At 35.1% G+C, this 18,333-nt stretch carries 17 protein-coding genes; 10 read left to right on the top strand and 7 right to left on the bottom strand.

The features are described 5' to 3' along the window. Window positions 1-114 precede the first annotated feature (114 nt). Window positions 115-873 carry a TIGR03915 family putative DNA repair protein gene (locus tag EGI05_RS07665; RefSeq protein WP_123262432.1) on the bottom strand — a complete coding sequence of 253 codons (759 nt, stop codon included), beginning with the start codon at window positions 871-873 and terminating at the stop codon, window positions 115-117. A gap of 112 nt (window positions 874-985) precedes the next feature. Then, window positions 986-2,245: a putative DNA modification/repair radical SAM protein gene (locus EGI05_RS07660; protein ID WP_123262431.1), complete on the bottom strand. Its 1,260-nt coding sequence runs from the start codon at window positions 2,243-2,245 to the stop codon at window positions 986-988. Between the two features lie 196 nt (window positions 2,246-2,441). Here EGI05_RS07660 and EGI05_RS07655 point away from each other — a divergent pair, with 196 nt between their 5' ends. From EGI05_RS07655 to sucC, 5 genes are all read left to right on the top strand, one after another. Continuing rightward, window positions 2,442-3,770, top strand: coding sequence for a hydroxymethylglutaryl-CoA reductase, degradative (locus tag EGI05_RS07655; RefSeq protein ID WP_123262430.1), 1,329 nt, complete (start codon window positions 2,442-2,444; stop codon window positions 3,768-3,770). A gap of 165 nt (window positions 3,771-3,935) precedes the next feature. Next, window positions 3,936-4,487: a hypothetical protein gene (locus EGI05_RS07650; protein ID WP_123262429.1), complete on the top strand. Its 552-nt coding sequence runs from the start codon at window positions 3,936-3,938 to the stop codon at window positions 4,485-4,487. 8 nt (window positions 4,488-4,495) lie between these two features. After that, window positions 4,496-4,876: a DUF423 domain-containing protein gene (locus EGI05_RS07645; RefSeq protein ID WP_123262428.1), complete on the top strand. Its 381-nt coding sequence runs from the start codon at window positions 4,496-4,498 to the stop codon at window positions 4,874-4,876. 16 nt (window positions 4,877-4,892) lie between these two features. Continuing rightward, the gene (locus EGI05_RS07640; RefSeq protein ID WP_123262607.1) at window positions 4,893-5,807 is read left to right on the top strand and encodes an alpha/beta hydrolase; all 915 of its coding nucleotides are present in this window, start codon (window positions 4,893-4,895) and stop codon (window positions 5,805-5,807) included. Window positions 5,808-6,005: 198 nt separating this feature from the next. Beyond that, the gene (sucC, locus tag EGI05_RS07635) at window positions 6,006-7,196 is read left to right on the top strand and encodes an ADP-forming succinate--CoA ligase subunit beta (protein WP_123262427.1); all 1,191 of its coding nucleotides are present in this window, start codon (window positions 6,006-6,008) and stop codon (window positions 7,194-7,196) included. 83 nt (window positions 7,197-7,279) lie between these two features. Here sucC and EGI05_RS07630 read toward each other — a convergent pair whose 3' ends face one another. Next, window positions 7,280-8,164, bottom strand: a complete 885-nt coding sequence (locus EGI05_RS07630; RefSeq protein ID WP_123262426.1) for a mechanosensitive ion channel family protein — start codon at window positions 8,162-8,164, stop codon at window positions 7,280-7,282. A gap of 96 nt (window positions 8,165-8,260) precedes the next feature. Between EGI05_RS07630 and EGI05_RS07625 the strand changes: the two genes are divergently transcribed. Next, window positions 8,261-8,896 (top strand): peroxiredoxin, encoded by a 636-nt coding sequence (locus tag EGI05_RS07625; protein ID WP_123262425.1) that lies wholly within the window; start codon window positions 8,261-8,263, stop codon window positions 8,894-8,896. A 90-nt stretch (window positions 8,897-8,986) separates the two neighbouring features. Here the strand turns inward: EGI05_RS07625 and EGI05_RS07620 are convergent, their stop codons facing one another. From EGI05_RS07620 to EGI05_RS07610, 3 genes are all read right to left on the bottom strand, one after another. Further along, window positions 8,987-9,577, bottom strand: a complete 591-nt coding sequence (locus EGI05_RS07620) for a hypothetical protein (protein ID WP_123262424.1) — start codon at window positions 9,575-9,577, stop codon at window positions 8,987-8,989. Window positions 9,578-9,739: 162 nt separating this feature from the next. Then, window positions 9,740-10,255, bottom strand: coding sequence for a hypothetical protein (locus EGI05_RS07615; protein WP_123262423.1), 516 nt, complete (start codon window positions 10,253-10,255; stop codon window positions 9,740-9,742). A gap of 83 nt (window positions 10,256-10,338) precedes the next feature. Beyond that, window positions 10,339-12,573 carry a TonB-dependent siderophore receptor gene (locus EGI05_RS07610; protein ID WP_123262422.1) on the bottom strand — a complete coding sequence of 745 codons (2,235 nt, stop codon included), beginning with the start codon at window positions 12,571-12,573 and terminating at the stop codon, window positions 10,339-10,341. A 172-nt stretch (window positions 12,574-12,745) separates the two neighbouring features. Here EGI05_RS07610 and EGI05_RS07605 point away from each other — a divergent pair, with 172 nt between their 5' ends. Further along, window positions 12,746-13,804: a Gfo/Idh/MocA family oxidoreductase gene (locus EGI05_RS07605; protein WP_123262421.1), complete on the top strand. Its 1,059-nt coding sequence runs from the start codon at window positions 12,746-12,748 to the stop codon at window positions 13,802-13,804. Between the two features lie 44 nt (window positions 13,805-13,848). Here the strand turns inward: EGI05_RS07605 and EGI05_RS07600 are convergent, their stop codons facing one another. Further along, a complete protein-coding gene (locus EGI05_RS07600; protein ID WP_123262606.1) occupies window positions 13,849-15,753 on the bottom strand; it encodes an ABC-F family ATP-binding cassette domain-containing protein in 1,905 nt (634 codons plus the stop codon). 100 nt (window positions 15,754-15,853) lie between these two features. Between EGI05_RS07600 and EGI05_RS07595 the strand changes: the two genes are divergently transcribed. The 3 genes from EGI05_RS07595 to EGI05_RS07585 all read left to right on the top strand — a co-directional run bounded on the left by EGI05_RS07595 (window position 15,854) and on the right by EGI05_RS07585 (window position 18,278). After that, the gene (locus EGI05_RS07595) at window positions 15,854-16,498 is read left to right on the top strand and encodes a DoxX family membrane protein (protein ID WP_123262420.1); all 645 of its coding nucleotides are present in this window, start codon (window positions 15,854-15,856) and stop codon (window positions 16,496-16,498) included. An 87-nt stretch (window positions 16,499-16,585) separates the two neighbouring features. After that, window positions 16,586-17,104, top strand: a complete 519-nt coding sequence (locus EGI05_RS07590) for a DUF1761 domain-containing protein (RefSeq protein ID WP_123262419.1) — start codon at window positions 16,586-16,588, stop codon at window positions 17,102-17,104. A gap of 43 nt (window positions 17,105-17,147) precedes the next feature. After that, entirely contained in the window at window positions 17,148-18,278 is a 1,131-nt protein-coding gene (locus EGI05_RS07585; protein WP_134197333.1) for an 8-amino-7-oxononanoate synthase, read from the top strand. Window positions 18,279-18,333 lie beyond the last annotated feature (55 nt).

The following is an 18,333-nucleotide window of genomic DNA, read 5'->3' as shown; positions in this document are numbered from 1 at the left end:
AGATTTTCACAAATAAAAAATAAGAAATTTCATTTTTTACATCTACGTAATTTGTGTGGTCTGAGGCTAAAAAAATCTGCGTTATCTTAATCTATGAGAACTAAAATCATGAAATCAGTTCTTCTCTGTCAAATACTTCCAATACCTCTTCGGAACATGCTGCACATGTAATTTCATATTTTTTCTTTCCACAATATTGGTTTTCACAAAATATCTTTGCCACAATTTCTGGTAATTCTGTTCTTCATCATGAAACTTTTCCTGATACTGATTGAGGTTTAATTTTTCCTCGGGATAAAAGAAGTCACAATTTTCCAGGTTATATAGAATACCATAATTTCTTCTCAGATCATAGATCATCCATTTCTGATCCTGGTAACGGTCGTTAAAATGCTTTCTTATTAATGGGATCACATTAAAATCAGGGTCTATTTTGGCAAAGAAAACACCGTCCTGCATCTTTTCAAACCGAACGAAAGCCGTCATTCTGTGTCTTTCCCTGTCCACAGATTTACAAATCTTGGAAATTTTTAAAATATCCTCATCTGCATAATTTTGAAGAATATTTTCGTCAGGATGCTGAATAGATTGTTGTATAGCGGATAATATAAGTTTTTCAAGCTCAGTATCTTCGGATAAAAAAACTTTCAATAGCTGATGAATTCCGGCTTTCCCGATATTTTTTTCCAGCTTATTCAATACTCTTTCAGCTTTTTCATGTTGCGTAATCACCTCATGAATTTCTGCAAACATATTTTCATGAACGAATTTGTCCTTACTTACCATTTCAACATCCTGGTAGCGATATTCAAAAACCTCAAATACTGTTGTTAAAAGCCCGTCGAAACTTCCGTCATAAAGTAAGGTGGTCATTTTAATGAGAAAATTATTAATTATTTAACTGCTCTTATTCTAACGAAGTAAAAAATCTCTATATATAATTAAGATTCTTTACTATATATACTTCGTTCCATTTTGTATACATTTAAAAAAGTGATAATTGTTGGGAAAACTGATTATGAAACTTCGAAGAACTTCCGCCAATCAATAATTTTCTGAAGTTTTTATCTGTAAGATATTTCAGAAATGCATTTCCCGTGCTGAAATCAATAAAATATTTTGCTCTGTTTACTGCTGCACCTAGCTTTTTGAGATGATCCATAGTAAGAATCTGGAATCTTCTCGCGGCAACAATTTTTTGTGCGGTTTTTACTCCAATTCCGGGAATTCTTAGGATCATTTGATAATCAGCGGTTTGAAGATTGATCGGAAACTGATCTAAATGTCTTAAAGCCCAACCTAATTTCGGATCCACTTCCAAATCCAGAAACGGAATATTAGGATCTAAAATTTCTTCAGCTTTAAAACCATAAAACCGCATCAGCCAATCAGATTGGTATAAACGGTTTTCCCGAAGCATCGGCACTTCAGTAGTGAGTGAAGGCAGTCTTTTATCTTCCAAAACCGGAACATATCCTGAATAATAGACTCTTTTCAAGTTAAAATTCTTATAGAAATGATCGGCAACTTTAATAATCTGGAGGTCATTTTCATTGGTAGCGCCAACAATCATTTGGGTAGATTGTCCTGCCGGAACAAACTTCGGAACTTTTCTGAAAACTTTCTTTTCATCATTATACTGAGAAATTCCTTTCTGAATATAACGCATGGGCTGAAGCATGTCTTCACGATTCTTTTCCGGGGCTAAGAGTTTTAAGCCGCTTTCCGTAGGGATTTCAAGATTGACAGATAATCGGTCCGCGTATAAAGCTGCTTCCTGCATTAGCTCATCACTGGCTCCGGGAATAGATTTTAAATGAATATAACCATTAAAATTTTCTTCAAGACGTAGTTTTTTAGCGACTCTTACCAGGCGTTCCATTGTTGTATCGGCATTTTTAAAAATACCTGAGCTCAGGAACAATCCTTCAATATAATTTCTTCGATAAAAATTGATCGTAAGATCAACCACTTCTTCCACTGTAAAAGCTGCCCTTTTAATATCATTAGAACTTCTGGAAACACAATATGCACAGTCATAAATACAATGGTTCGTTAAAAGAATTTTAAGAAGAGAAACACATCGTCCGTCTTCTGTATAGGTATGACAGATCCCACTTACAGAACTGTCTCCTAAAGCTCCCTTCCTATTTTTACGGGTACCTCCGCTGGAAGAACAGGAAACATCATATTTCGCTGCATCAGCCAAGATTTCAAGTTTTTCTTTCAGACGGTCGAAGTTCATTTTTTAAACTTAAATATTAGTGTTCAGGTGGTATTTTTCATTCAAAAATAAATCCAAAATTGAGAAATGTCACTTTTTTTTAAAGAAAGTTACCAACAAAATAAAGCCCCAAAATCATTATATTTACACTTCATTAAAGTTATATGAAATCGCGAGCTTGCGATTTCGTATGACCTATAAAAAATAAACATATCATATGAATCATCAACCGATTGAAGGTTTTTCCAAGCTCACAAAACAAGGAAAAATCGACTGGCTCGTGAACGAATATCTTGGAGGAAACCAAGAGTATCAAGATATATTAAAACAATACTGGAACGATAATGCGGATCTTCAGAAGCTTCATGAAGAGTTCTCTGAAAATACGATTTCCAATTTTTACATGCCTTACGGAATTGCCCCCAACTTTTTAATTGATGGGAAATTATTTGCGCTTCCGATGGCTGTTGAAGAAAGTTCTGTGGTGGCGGCAGCTTCCAAAGCAGCCAAATTCTGGATCGATAAAGGTGGGTTTAAAACTACGATCATCAATAACGAAAAACTGGGGCATACCCATTTTATATTCAATGTGGAGTCCCATAAGCTCCTTCATTTTTTCAATTTCAGTTTAAAAAAGAAATTATTTGAAGCGACAGAAGATATCACGGCTAATATGAGAAAGCGCGGCGGTGGTATTTTAGATATTAAACTGGTGGATAAAACCTCAGAAATGCCTCATTATTACCAACTTAAAGCAAGTTTTGATACAGTAGACTCTATGGGGGCCAATTTTATCAATTCTTGTTTGGAGCAGTTTGGAAAAACCTTAAAGCAAGAGGTAGCGGTGAGTGAAGATTTTACCCAGGAAGAAAAAAATTCTTTACAAATTGTAATGAATATCCTTTCCAACTTTACCCCGGATTGTATTGTGCGTGCTGAAGTTTCCTGTAAAATAGAGGATTTAAAAGACGATAGCGGAATTTCTCCGGAAGAGTTTGCATGGAAATTCAAACAAGCCGTAAACATTGCAGAAATTGAACCTTTCCGTGCTACAACACATAATAAAGGAATTATGAATGGTGTGGATGCGGTAGTGATTGCTACTGGAAACGATTTCAGAGCAACAGAAGCCTGTGCTCATGCGTATGCTGCAAAAGACGGACAGTACAGATCGTTAACGCATTGTACTACAGATAATGATGTTTTCAGATTCTGGATTGATCTTCCTATCTCTGTAGGGGTAGTAGGAGGTTTAACCAATCTTCATCCCTTAGTAAAATTCTCCCTGGCTTTGCTTGGGAAGCCTTCTGCACAGGAATTGATGAGTATTCTTGCTGTTTCCGGTTTGGCACAAAACTTTGGAGCGATCCGTTCTTTAGTGACAACAGGAATTCAGAAAGGACATATGAAAATGCACCTGTTCAATATTCTGAACCAGATGGGAGCTACTGAAGCGGAAAAAGAGCATTTTGTAAATTACTTTAAAGATAAAACGGTAAGCCATCACGAGGTGATCAATGAACTTAACAGATTAAGAACTGAATAATGTTTGGAATTGTTTTATCTGCTTTTATGCTGCTGTTTGGTATCTTTCTGAAACTCACCAAGAATCCAGGTTTTGCTCAGAGTAAGAAATTCGCTTGGGTTTTTATCGCCGTTGGATTGCTGTCTTTAATATTTAAGATTGTCAATTATCAATAAATAATTCAGAATGAAGAAAATAATATCGTTATTCAGTGTAATTTTCCTTTTATCATCTGGTTCTGTTGCTGCTCAAAAATCTTCAAAGCAAAAATCTCAACCAAAAGTGCAAACCAGTCAAAAAGGAGATCCTAAAGCTGAAAAGTGGATCAAAGAAAATATAGAGAATCTCTATAACAATTTTGATGACCGTCCAATGACACAGGAGCAATATATGCAGAAACAATTGGTGTTTTTTACCCAGAAATATTTTGATTTTAAATCTGATGCAGCAAGTTTAAAATATGGACGTGATGGAATCACCATGGAGAAATTTTCAACAAAATGGAGTAAAGATTACCCAATGAAAGATGCACAATCTGATGAAATTTTTCTGTTCGGAAATTTAGATTCTGATACTATTGCAGTTTCCGATATCAGGTTTTTGAAAAAAGTTGATAATACATTATGGTATTCCCTTTTTATCAAAGACACCAAAAGCGATCATCAATTGCATAAAAAAGTTCTTTTGATTCCATTCGAAAATTCGTTCAGAATTGATGAAGTTCGAAATACTCAATAAATTTAATAATGAAAACAATTACTTTAGTTTTTGGCGCTGTTTACGGAATGGTATCCGTGATTTTAGGAGCATTTGGCGCACATGCATTTAAGAAGATTTTGTCTGTGGAAAGACTTGAAAGTTTTGAGACGGGGGTAAGATACCAAATGTATGCTGCTTTTTTTCTTCTGATTGTAGGGTATATCCTGAAATTTGAAACCGGATCTGAGAAATGGATTTCATGGCTAATGATCATTGGAACAGTTTTATTTTCAGCAAGTATCTATTTTCTTAGCTTCCAGGATTACTGGGGTGTAAATTTAAAATTTTTAGGACCTATTACTCCGCTTGGAGGTTTATTGATGATCTTAAGCTGGGGGATGCTTATCTTTTATTTTCTAAGAAAATAGTTTTCTATTCATGATCATGAGGTTTGTTTTTTTGATGTCCGTACTTATTCCTTTTATTTCATGGGGACAGCTGCCAAAAGTAAGTAATGGAAAGATGGAAAGGATTACCGATTTTACTTCTCACTATGTCCCATCCAGAAATGTGGATGTCTGGTTACCAGATGGATATTCAAAAAATAAAAAATATTCTGTGCTGTATATGCATGACGGACAGATGCTGTATGATCCTGAAATGACATGGAATCAACAGGCGTGGGATATTGATAACACCATAACTAAACTTCTTAAAGAAAAAGCGGTACAAAATGTTATTGTTGTAGGAATCTGGAATGATAAAAAATTAAGACATTCAGACTATTTCCCACAAAAACCTTTTAAAAACTTAACTCCATCACAGAAGGATACAATAAGGAGTCAACTCAGAAATGCGGGAAGATCCGAGAAAGAGTTCAGTCCTAATTCCGATAATTATTTGAAATTTATTGTAAAAGAACTAAAGCCTTATATTGATAAAAAATATTCTGTATACAAAGACAGAAAGCATACTTTTATCGCAGGCAGTAGCATGGGTGGCCTGATCTCACTTTATGCTATTTGTGAATACCCTGAGGTTTTCGGAGGTGCAGCATGTATTTCTACCCATTGGCCGGGAACATTTACGTTAAAGAATAATCCTTTTCCACAAGCCATGCTAACATATTTTGAAAGTCATATTCCGGATGCTCGTAATCATAAACTCTATTTTGATACAGGGGATAAGACCCTGGATGCACTGTATCCGGAAATACAGCAAAAAGCAGATAATATCATTAAAAAAGCAGGATTTTCTGAAAAACATTGGAAAACTCTATATTTTCCCGGCGAAGATCATAGTGAAAAAGCCTGGGCTAAAAGATTAGCCCAACCTTTAAGATTTCTGCTGAATGATTAGAAGGGTATTTCCTTGCTCTAAAATCCTGTTTATCGGTTTTCAATCTGGGAATTCATCCGAAGAATAAGGTTAATTTTGCTGACATGTTAAAAATCAAGTTTCTTAAACTTTAATTTTTGAATCAAGAATCTTGAACTTCCGTGTCTTTTTAGTAAATTTGTCAACCTTTAAATTTTAAAATAAAATAATAAAAATAATATGAATCTTCACGAGTATCAATCAAAAGAGATTTTATCAAAGTATGGAGTAGCTATCCAACGTGGTTTCGTTGCAAACAACGTAGACGAAGCTGTAGCAGCTGCTGAAAAACTGACTGCTGAAACCGGCGCTCAAGGTTGGGTAGTAAAAGCACAGATCCACGCAGGTGGACGTGGTAAAGGTGGTGGTGTAAAGTTTTCTCCGAACATGGACAAACTAAAAGAAAACGCACAGAACATCATCGGAATGCAGTTAATCACTCCGCAAACTTCTGCTGAAGGTAAAAAAGTAAACTCTGTTTTGGTTGCTGAGGATGTATATTATCCTGGAGAATCTGAAACTAAAGAATTCTATGTATCTATCCTTTTAGACAGAGCTCAGGGGAAAAATACAGTAGTATATTCTACAGAAGGTGGTATGGACATTGAGCACGTAGCTGAAGTGACTCCTCATTTAATCCACAAAGAAACTATTGATCCGGCTTTAGGATTACAAGGTTTCCAGGCTAGAAAAATTGCTTTCAACCTAGGTCTTGAAGGGAATGCTTTCAAAGAATTTACAAAATTCATCACGAATTTATATAATGCTTATGTTGGAATCGATGCTTCTTTATTCGAGATCAACCCGGTATTAAAAACTTCTGACAATAAAATCATTGCTGTTGATGCTAAAGTAACTTTGGATGATAACTCTTTATTCCGTCACAAAGATTTAGCTGAGCTAAGAGATACTAGAGAAGAAGATCCAATGGATGTTGAAGCTGGTGAAGCAGGTCTTAACTTCGTAAAATTAGACGGTAACGTTGCTTGTATGGTAAACGGAGCTGGTCTTGCGATGGCAACTATGGATATCATCAAATTATCAGGTGGTAATCCTGCTAACTTCCTAGACGTTGGTGGAACAGCTGATGCTCAAAGAGTTCAGACAGCTTTCGGAATCATCTTAAGAGATCCGAACGTAAAAGCTATTTTGATTAACATTTTCGGAGGTATCGTAAGATGTGACAGAGTTGCTCAAGGAGTTGTAGATGCTTACAAAGCTATGGGTAGCCTTCCGGTTCCATTGATCGTAAGATTACAAGGAACAAACGCTGTTGAAGCTAAAAAATTGATTGATGAGTCAGGTCTTCCTGTTCATTCTGCAATTACTTTAGAAGAAGCTGCAAACAAAGTAAAAGAAGTTTTAGCTTAAAGCCTGAAATTTTAAAATAAAATAGAAAACCGTTTCAAAAAATGAAACGGTTTTTCTTTTCTTGACCACATAAGGTTTTTGTCTTATTTATCCTGGTTTCCCAGTAACTCATTTCCTTCATTGGTAATACTTATACTTGTAGGGGTCTGAAGACGGATGCCATCTGCATCAAGCCTTTGCTTGATTTTTATAAATGTATCACTTTTAATTTTCACCATATTAGCTCCTATCGCAATCCAAAACTTTACCTGAATATTAAATGCCCCTTGTTTTAAATCTGTGAGAATAACTTCGGCAGCATCCAAACGGTCTGCATTTTCTATGCCTTTCACTACTTCCAAAATTCCTTTTTGGGCTTTCGTGATATCCTCATCTGCAGGAATTTCAAAATTAAGGATGATTCTGCGTTGTGGAGAATCTGTAATATTGGTAAATGGTGCATTGAAAATAACCTGATTGGGAATATATACTTTTTTCCCGTCATCAGTTATAATTTTTGTAGTAAGCAATCCAATTTCAAATACTGTTCCGGAATTGGTTCCAATGGTTACGTAATCACCTACTTTAAAAGCTTTATCAATTCCAATCAGCATTCCTGAGAATATGCTTGAAACCAGATCTTTCAGAGCTACCCCCGCAATAACCCCTGCAACTCCCAAACTTCCTATGAATTTCCAAAGAAAACCACTAAAGCCCATAATCTCCAGGGCGATAAATGTTCCCATCAACATAATAAGAAATCTGAAAACCCCTATTAAGGCTACCAGAGAGCTTTGTTTTTCACTTTTAGGAAAGAATTTGTGAAATAATTTTACAGCTAGTTGGCTTAGATACTTACTTGTTATCAGGAAAAGAGAGAAAACTAAAATCCCCACAATTAATTTGGGGGTAACTTCGGCAAATTTCACATACCAGTTTTCTAAAACTTTATATACAACATCAATGTAACTTAAACCATTTTTCTGCATGAACTTCTTTTTATGTTAAATATATAAATTTCTTAACAAAAATTTTGCCAGTCTCAAAAAGTCTACTAAATTTGTAGACTAGTAAAACAAAATATTATGTCTATTAAGCTAGGAGATACAGCACCCAATTTTCAGGCGGTTTCCACTGCCGGAGATATTGATTTTTATAATTATTTAGGAGATTCCTGGGGAATTCTATTTTCTCATCCGGCAGATTATACACCAGTATGCACTACCGAATTAGGCCTTACCTCGAAATTAAAGTCAGAGTTTGACCGAAGAGATACAAAAGTAATCGCTTTAAGTGTTGACGGTGTGGATGATCATCAAAACTGGATTAAAGATATCAATGAAACCCAGAACACAGATGTACAGTTTCCTATTATTGCTGATGAAGACAGAAGAATATCGGAATTGTATGACTTTATACATCCTAATGCTTCGGCAACTGCCACCGTTCGTTCTTTATTAATCATTGATCCTGACAAAAAGGTAAGATTGATTATTACTTATCCTGCATCTACAGGAAGAAATTTTGATGAAATCCTGAGAGTGCTGGATTCTTTACAGCTTGTAGACTCTCATAAGGTGGCCACTCCTGTCAATTGGAAAGAAGGAGACGATGTAATTATTCCGCCAACGGTTTCCACGGAAGAGGCCAGAAAGATATTTCCAAAAGGAGTCAGGGAAATCAAACCCTATCTAAGATATACGCCGCAACCTAATTTGTGATTTATTTGATTTTTTATAGTTTAGTTTTAATTTGTACGAAAACGCCCCGAAAATATTTTCGGGGCGCTTTCACTATATATGTAGAAGTGATTATTGTACCTCTTTGATTACCTGCTTAGCTTTTGAAGTCGGCAGATAAATACTGAAACCTAAATTGAATGTGATATTAGAGTTTAATCCTTCGCTACCAAATCCGGCTCTACCTTTATATTTTACCAAACCTTCCAAACCGATGTTCGGTGTAATAAAATAAGAATAACCAGGACCTGCACCAAAGTCTAAACCAGTGGTAGAATCTCCGTTTTCAACAGATCTTCCCCCGATTCCCACGTTTCCTTCAAGGAACCAACGTCCGTGATGTAAAAGGTTATCTACCCCTTTTTCTCCCGGAGATAAATAATAACGTCCCAAACCACCTACTCCATAAACAAATTCTGTAGGACTTCCGTTAGTAACTTTATTGATTCCTAAATCAACATATCCACCGATCGCCACATTATCTTCAATAAAATAGGCACCCTTTGGCTGTAATGCAATATTATATCCTCCTCCTGTATTTAGTCCAAAATTGCTGGAAATAAGACTACTTCCTACTAACCAGTTCCCTTTTTGAATCTGAGCATTCATTGTTGTAGCTAAACCTGCTACAGCTAATATTCCTGTTAAAATTAGTTTTTTCATAATTTATAATTTTAATATTGAATGTTTATCATTTGTCAAGCAGGTAAAAAACAATAAATGTGCCAGAACGCTCATGATTAGGCAAATTTTACAAAATAAATATCCATAGTGTGAAAAATAATATTTGATTATTTTTCATTTTTTCGTGCCCTTTTTAAAGAATTATATAAATAATAAAATAATTGAAACTATTAAGCCAGCAATAGTAAAAACCATTCCTCTTTTAAATGCTTTTGTTTTAGGATTAAACATCCAGAAACTTGAAATAACGAAGAAGAATAGAGAGATTCCAAAGAAAGTATTCAGTGGAGATAAAGTATCTTTAGATTGAGATTTATGCAACTTTGTCATTTTATCCAGGACAAAAGGCAGCTCTTTTTTGGCATATTTGGCCTCTCCGGTCGAACTATTGTAAGTTCCCTGTTTGAAATGCATGATATCACCTTCCGTTTTCTCAACTTCCAATCCTTTGATTTTTAATTCTTTGCCCAATTCTTTTTCAGAGAGGTTTTTAGCAACAGTTTTGTCATACTTTTTTTCTTTTTTCAAAAAATCAGTATCTCTGTAAACCAATAAAACCCCGCTTACAGCATATACAGCCATAATTCCGGCAAGAAAATATCCCAAATACCGGTGTGTAACTCTCATGAAGCTTCTGGTGTCTTTTATTTTATCCATATCTATAGTTTTGTTTTAAATTTTAAAAGTGGAAACTGCAAAAATGCAATTTCCACTTTATGAGAAAATTATTTATTTAATTCTTAAAGTTTATACGTTAAAGTGAAATAATAATTCCTTGGAGTAATAGGATTTACAGAGTAGTTTTCGTGAACATTATAATTCACTACATCAAATAAGTTGCCCACTTTCCCCTGGATAGAGAATTTCTTCCATTCGTAACCTAAAGAAAGAGCAACTGTTGTATAATCTTTCAGCTCAAAAACTCTGCTGACACCGTTTCTTGCGGCTAAACTGTTGGCTCCGGTTTTGGTATCATTCCAACCTGCTAAACGATCTCCAATGTAATAAGCACTTGCTCCAACTTTCAATCCTTTAACAAATTTCTGGAACGTATAGAATACGGATGCATTGGCAGTAGTTGCCGGAGTTCTTACTAATCTTTGTTTTTCAACATATCCGAAAGTATTCGGAGTATCAAGGTAAACTGAATTATTATAAGAGAACCCTCCAATGATGGAAAGACCTTCCATAGGATTACCCGTAATATCCAATTCTACACCACGGCTTCTCATTTTACCTGCAAATTCTTTAAAGAAAGAATCACTATTTGCACTTCCATTCGCTAAGAATGGGGCTGTTTGGTAATAATTATTATAAACAATCTGATATGCCGTTAGATTAACTGCAAGAGCATTATTCCAGAAATTCTTCTTTACACCTGCTTCATACTGATCAATAGTTGTTGGTTTTAAAGCCTGCAAGTAAATATCCTGCCCTGTGTTTTGAACGAATGAATTCGTATAGGTTGCAAATACGGATAAATTATCATTTGGCATAAAAATAAGCCCTGCTTTCGGTGAGAATGCTGTGTTTGAAATAGCCGTATTTTTCACCTCCACATCTCCTTCGCTATTCGCAAAAGTATTTTTCTTGTTAACCATTGTTTCCACGTAGGACCAACGTAGACCAGCAATTACTTTTAATTGTTTAGTAAGACTGATAAAATCTTGTGCGTATACTCCAAACCTTTGAGTAGGAATTCTGGTTCTGTCTTTTAAAGAAGCATTTGGGATAGCTCCGCTCGCCCATGTACTTGGGTCATCCATATAAATAAAACCGTTAGAAGTATTTCCATTAGTTCCATATTTTGTAGGATTGTTGTAGGTGTAGTTATTCTGAATACCATAGTCACCGTCTGTGCCAATCAATACTTTATGGTTGATACTTCCTGTATTGAACTCCCCGTTTACATTTACTTGCAATGACGTATAGTTTTGTTCGTTGAATGTCTTATTTAATGGACGATCCCATCTCAGACGGTTGTTATTATCATATGTCCATTGTACTCTCTCTGTAGAAAAATAATCTTTTGTATAGTTCTGGTAAGAAGCAACTGCATTCAAAGTCCATCTGTCACTGAATTGATGATTAAAAGTAACATTGGTAGAAACCTGCTGAACATTTTGATATTGCCAATCTGCACCCACGAAAGCATTTCTAGGCAATAAAGTATTAAGCTCATATGTTAAACCATCTTTTTGTGTAATAGATCCAATACCAAAGTCCGGAGTAAAATCATTTTTAAGATAATCTGCTTCAATAATTAACTGGGACTTTTCTCCGATATTGAATAAGAATGATGGATTGAAATAATATTTTTCGGATTGTACTACATCTCTGAAACTTTCCGCATATTCGTAGGCACCATTCACTCTGAACGCAATTTTATTCGTTAAAGGCCCGTAAATATCTACTGTCGGTTTATAAGAATTCCAACTTCCAGCATTCAATCCAATACTTCCGCCGAAATTGAATCTTGGTTTTTTTGTGACCATATTAATAACACCACCTGCCGCAGTATTTCCATAAAGCATAGCATTAGCTCCTTTCAATACTTCAACTCTTTCCAGACCACTTACTTCAGGGAATACACCGCTGTTGATTCTAGATCCGTTCTTGAAGATATTGTCATTTCCCAAAATAAAACCTCGACCTCCAAAACTATCCTGCGAATTTCCTCTGGATGAAGTAACGTACATTCCGTTTACATTCTGTATCACATCACTCAGCTGTTTTGCTTGTTGCTGCTCAATAATTTCATGAGTTACAATGGCAATCGGCTGTGGAGTTTCCATTACCGTAAGGTTAGATTTTGTGGATAGTGGCTTAGCTTTATTAGGATTACCCGTTTTGTGAAGATTAACGTCTTCAATGACCTGAATTCTAATGGTATCAGAATCTGGTGAATATTTCATCTGGGCACTTAGAGATAGAGATGTCACAAGAAATCCTAAGGAAATAAGTTGCTTTTTCATTCTACTTTATTTAGAGTGGTTTTAAATAAAGCGCAAAAGTAAGTATTATTTAGAATAATTAAAGATAAAATTTCTGATATTTATCATACTTAGCTTTTTAGCGTTCATTTTATACCGATATCATAAGAGTTGTAATGAAAATTTTAGGATATATTTGTTAAAAAAATAGATTATGCAATTGGTAAAAGTGGGCCTCTGTGCTTTTGGAATGAGTGGTAAAGTTTTTCATGCTCCTTTCCTGAAAGAGCATCCGGGATTTTTTATGTCGGCTGTAGTAGAAAGAAGTAAAAATGATTCAAAGGAAAAATATCCGGAAACAACTATTTATCGTTCAGTAAAGGAAATGCTTCAAAATGCCGATATAGAACTAGTAGTCGTAAATACACCTGTGCAGACCCATTTTGAATATGCAAAAATGGCTCTTGAAGCAGGGAAAAATGTTATTGTTGAAAAACCGTTTACAGTAGATGTCATTGAAGCAGAAGAACTGGTGAAATTAGCAGAAGAAAAAGGTCTTTTCGTAAGTGTTTATCAAAACAGGAGATTTGATCGTGATTTTCTTCAGGTCCAAAAAATTCTTAATGATGGCAAGTTGGGAACAATGAAGGAAGTGGAAATCCGGTTTGACAGATTCCGTACAGAGCCAAGTGGAAAACAACATAAAGAAAACCCGATTGAAGCAGGTTCCGGATCACTGCATGATCTTGGAGCTCATTTAGTGGACCAGGCAGTCCAATTATTTGGGTACCCTGAAAAATTGTTTGCAGATGTGTTTTCAATGAAAGGTAGCGAGTTCGCGAATGATTATTTTGAGATTCTCCTATACTATAGGGATAATTTAAGAGTCCGACTGAAATCTTCTGTGTTTAGCAAAGAGGCTCATTATGCTTATATACTCCATGGAAGCAAAGGAAGTTTCTTGCAAGAAAGATCGGATGATCAGGAAAATGAACTGGTTGCAGGCATTATTCCTGAATATGGTGAAAACTGGACTTTACCTTTAAAAGATGCAGATGGAATTTTAAACTTTTTAAATGCTAATTCGGAAACCGAAAGAGTATTAACCTCCAGCGAACCCGGAAATTATATGAATTATTACCAGGCAATCTATGAACATATCGTTTTTGGATATCCATTGCCTTCACCCGGAAAAGAGGTTGTGCAAAATATGAAAATCATTGATGCTGCTTTGGAAAGTGCAGCAGAAGAAAAAATTATAGATCTGAAATAAAGAGTATCGGCGGAGCCAAAGGCTCCGCCGATACTTTTTTTAAACTATGCTTCTCCCAAAATTTCCTGTAATTCCAGCCATCTCATTTCATGATTTTCCAGTTGTTCTGAAACTGTTTCCAGATCAGCAGAAAATTTGGCTACTTTTTCGTAATCAGTTTCATTATTGAGTAGACCGAGTATTTTTGATCGTTGTTCTTCCAGCTCCGGCATCTCTTTTTCAATGGCTTCCAACTCTCTTTGTTCCTTAAACGTAAGCTTTCGTTTTTTTGAATTGTTAGATTGAGAATTATTTGTAATAGGAGTATTTTCCTTTACAGTTTCTGTTTTTGAAGCTGTACTTTTCTCTAAAGCTTCCTCTCTGCTCTTGGCTTCCCTGTATTCAGAGAAGTTTCCTACAAAATCTTTGATTTTTCCATTTCCTTCAAATGCTAAAATATGATCCACGATTCTATCCATAAAATAGCGGTCGTGAGAAACAATAATCAAGGAGCCTTGAAACTGCTGCAAGAAATTTTCTAAAACGGTTAGGGTAGGAAGATCAAGATCATTCGTAGGTTCATCGAAGATCAGGAAATTAGGGTTTTGATAAAGGATATACATCAAGTGCAATCTTCTTTTTTCTCCTCCTGAAAGTTTGGAAATAGGTGAGTACTGCGTCTGATCGTCAAATAAAAACAGTCTTAAGAACTGAGAAGCAGAAAGACTTTTACCATTGGCTAAAGGATAGAATTCTGCAATTTCTTTAATAAAATCAATGACTCTCTCATCTTCTTTATATTGCAATCCTTTTTGAGAAAAGTAACCGAAAGAAATCGTTTCACCGGTTTCAATTTCCCCTTTATCAGCCTTTTCAAAACCTTGAATGATATTTAAAAGAGTAGATTTTCCCACGCCGTTTTTCCCGATAATACCTATTTTCTCTCCCCGTTGAAACTGATAGCTGAAATCCTTCAATAAAACCTTATCTCCGAAACTTTTATCAATATGTTTAAGTTCCAGAATTTTTTTACCGAGACGTTTCATTTCAAAGTCCAGTTCAAGACCTTGTTTTCTAGTGTCTGTTTTGGCTACTTTTTCAGTCTCGTAGAATGCATCAATTCTGCTTTTGGATTTAGTGGTTCTCGCTTTTGGCTGTCTGCGCATCCATTCCAACTCCTTTCTGTAAAGATTGTTGGCTTTATCAATGGTCGCGTTTAGATTTTCTTCACGAATCATCTTATTCTCAAGATAAACCGCATAAGAACCATTATGAACATATAGATTATTGTCCTCCATTTCCCAGATAATATCGCAAACACTATCCAGAAAATATCTGTCGTGAGTTACCAGTAATAAAGTAATCTTGGCTTTATTCAGATAATTTTCAAGCCATTCTACCATTTCTACATCCAAATGGTTGGTTGGCTCATCCATAATTAATAGAGTATGGCGGTGTTCTGCTCTGGTTTCAGTCAGGAGTTTGGCTAGGGCAACACGCTTGATCTGCCCTCCGGAAAGGGTGTCCATTTTAGCTTCCAGATTGGTAATTTTAAGCTGGGAAAGGATTTGCTTCATTTCATTTTCCAGATCCCATGCTTTGTGAACTTCCATTTCGGCCAATGCTTTTTCAATAAAGGCATTATCAGTAGAATGTAATGACTTGTGATAGTTTTTAAGGGCTTGGATAGGTTCTGAATCAAGGGTCATCATAAATTGATCAACAGTAAGATTCGGGTCATAATCAATCTCCTGGTCAAATAGTACCACCTGAATATCTTTGTTAATATTCACTGTTCCGCTGTCTGCAATTTCTTTACCCATTAAAATTTTAAGGAGAGTGGATTTTCCGCTTCCGTTTTTGGCTACAATGGCAATTTTGTCACCTTCATTGATATGGAAAGAGACATTTTCGAACAAAATTTTGATGCCATATGATTTGGTAAGGTTTTCGACGGAAACGTAATTCATTGGATATAAATAGTTTGATTTGAAACTTAAATTCAGCGGCAAAAATACGAAAATGTAACAAGAAAAATTTTAAATATACCTATTCTAAAACCCTATTCACATGATCACAAAATTACGTACTATATCGAAAGAAAGATATTGGGAATATTTTATTCTGGTGGCGCGCTTTTTACTAGCCATTACGTTTTTAAATTATGGTTATAGCAAATTGACAGATGACGGACAATTTGGGATTTCTGCCGGGGAAATGGCTACCCCGATTAAAGATTTATCCTTATTCCGGGTGATGTGGTATTTGTTTGATCACGAGCCTTTTAAGATAGTTATCGGGATTTTACAGATGATAACAGGTATTCTGCTGCTTTTTAACAGGACGGCTATTTTAGGAGTCATGTTCTTTATCCCGATTGCAGCTAATATTTTGTTGATGGATATCAGCTTTATGCCGGAAAGCTTGGCAATCCCATTTGCTAAAAGGTTTACTTTTTATTTTTTACTGTGCTTTTTGATTCTGTGGAATGACAGAGAAAGGATAAAAATAATGTGGAACGCAATGATCAAAAAAGTCTCTTTCAAACTGCAATTTCCAATATTATTATACCTGTTGATTCCTCTTTTTGCTTTAATGCTGGAATTTACACCAGCCATTCCGCAAATCATTTATGGAATTATTGCTGAACCCGATCAAACTCTTCATGATTTACAGAAAATATTTCAAATATTAGTTGGTTTTTTTAATAAATGAATAATTTTTCTATTAGAAAATTGAATTTTGATGGCTTTATAATGTTTTTTTAATGTAGATTTGATATACAAACTAAACACTAATACTATGTTACAATTCAATTTTCTGGCTATTTTAGTAGCTGCTTTGGTTCCGCTTATTATTGGGTTTATCTGGTATCATCCTAAAGTTGCAGGAACAGCCTGGATGAAAGCATCCGGAATGACGGAAGAAAAAATGAAAGGTGGCAATATGGCGATGATTTTTATTTTTACCCTTATTTTATCATTTTTTATCTCCTTTTTCATGCAGTTTCTCACGATACATCAGTTTGGGGCTTCCGGAATGATGGGTGGAGATGAATCTCATGCAACACCCTCTTATTTTACGTTCATGAAAGAGTATGGGATGGCTTACCGTTCTTTTGGCCATGGTGCTTTACATGGATTTTTGGCAGTGCTTTTTTTTGTTTTTCCCATATTTGCAATTAATGCTATGTTCGAAAGAAGATCATGGAAATATATCTTTATCAATGTAGCTTATTGGGCTATTACAATTACTATTATGGGGGGACTCATTTGTGGATGGTATGCCGCAGATGGTTTTCATTGGGTAACACAGAAATAAAATAATAATTTAATTGAACAAGGCTGCAAAAGTAGCCTTTTTTATGTCTTATACGTTTACAATATATAATAGTGTTTCCGGATTACCATTGAACTGGAATGCTGTGATTGGCAATCATAATATTATGCTGTCCAAAGAATATTTCAGTGCTCTGGAAAGCTCTGCTCCTGATAATATGAAATGTTATTATATGGGGTTTTTCAAAGAAGGTGAGCTAATCGGAGGCGCATTATTTCAATATCTGGATTTTCAGTATCATTCCACTTTTCAAAAAAATCAGGTTTGGTGCAGCATCAGAAACTTTTTTGCCAGAAAGTTGGGAAAAGATGTAATGATCCTGGGAAATAATATGCTTACCGGTCAGAACGGATTTTATTTTGATTCTTCAAAGATAACACTGGAACAGGTGATTCCTCTTCTGGATGAAGCCGTTGAGTATATGCAAAAAGAAAAAAAGAAAACGGCTTTGATTATCTACAAAGATTACCAATCCGGATTTATTAATTCTTTTCATGGAAAAAATCACCAAGATTATTTCCGATTTTCGGTGCAGCCTAATATGATGTTAAAGCTAAAGAAAAATTGGGTGGGTTTTGATGATTATCTTAATGCTTTTTCTACCAAATACAGGACCAGAGCGAAAACTGCGAAGAAGAAACTTCAGGGAATTGAAAAAAGAGAGCTGAATTTGGAAGCAGTTAGAAAATATCAGCCGGAAATGAATCTGCTGTATCAGAATGTGGCTGAAAATGCACCATTCAATACTTTTTTTCTTGCTCAGAATCATTTTGAAAAAATGAAAGAATACTTAGGTGAGAATCTGAAAATGTTCGGATACTTTTTCAATGAAAAGTTAATTGGTTTTTATACCTTGATTCTCAACAATAGCGATATTGATACCTATTTTCTAGGCTATGATAAAATTCTTCAGAAAGAAAAACAATTGTATCTGAATATGCTGCTGGATATTGTGGAATTCGGAATTGATCATCAGTTCAGCAGGATTATTTTCGGAAGAACAGCATTAGAAATAAAATCTACCATTGGAGCAGAACCCGTGGAAATCTTTGGATTGATAAAACATAATAACAGATTATTGAATCTTTATATGGAAAGAGTTTTTGTTTATTTAAATCCAAAAACAGAATGGATTCAGAGAAAGCCCTTCAAGTAAGATGTTTCTGTGACCAGAGGAGTGATATTTTAATAAATTTAACTAAATGAGCTTC

The sequence above is a fragment of the Chryseobacterium daecheongense genome (assembly GCF_003729955.1).
Taxonomy (GTDB): domain Bacteria; phylum Bacteroidota; class Bacteroidia; order Flavobacteriales; family Weeksellaceae; genus Chryseobacterium; species Chryseobacterium daecheongense.
Note: the sequence above shows the minus strand (reverse complement) of the source record. Positions and strands in the feature narration are given on the sequence as shown.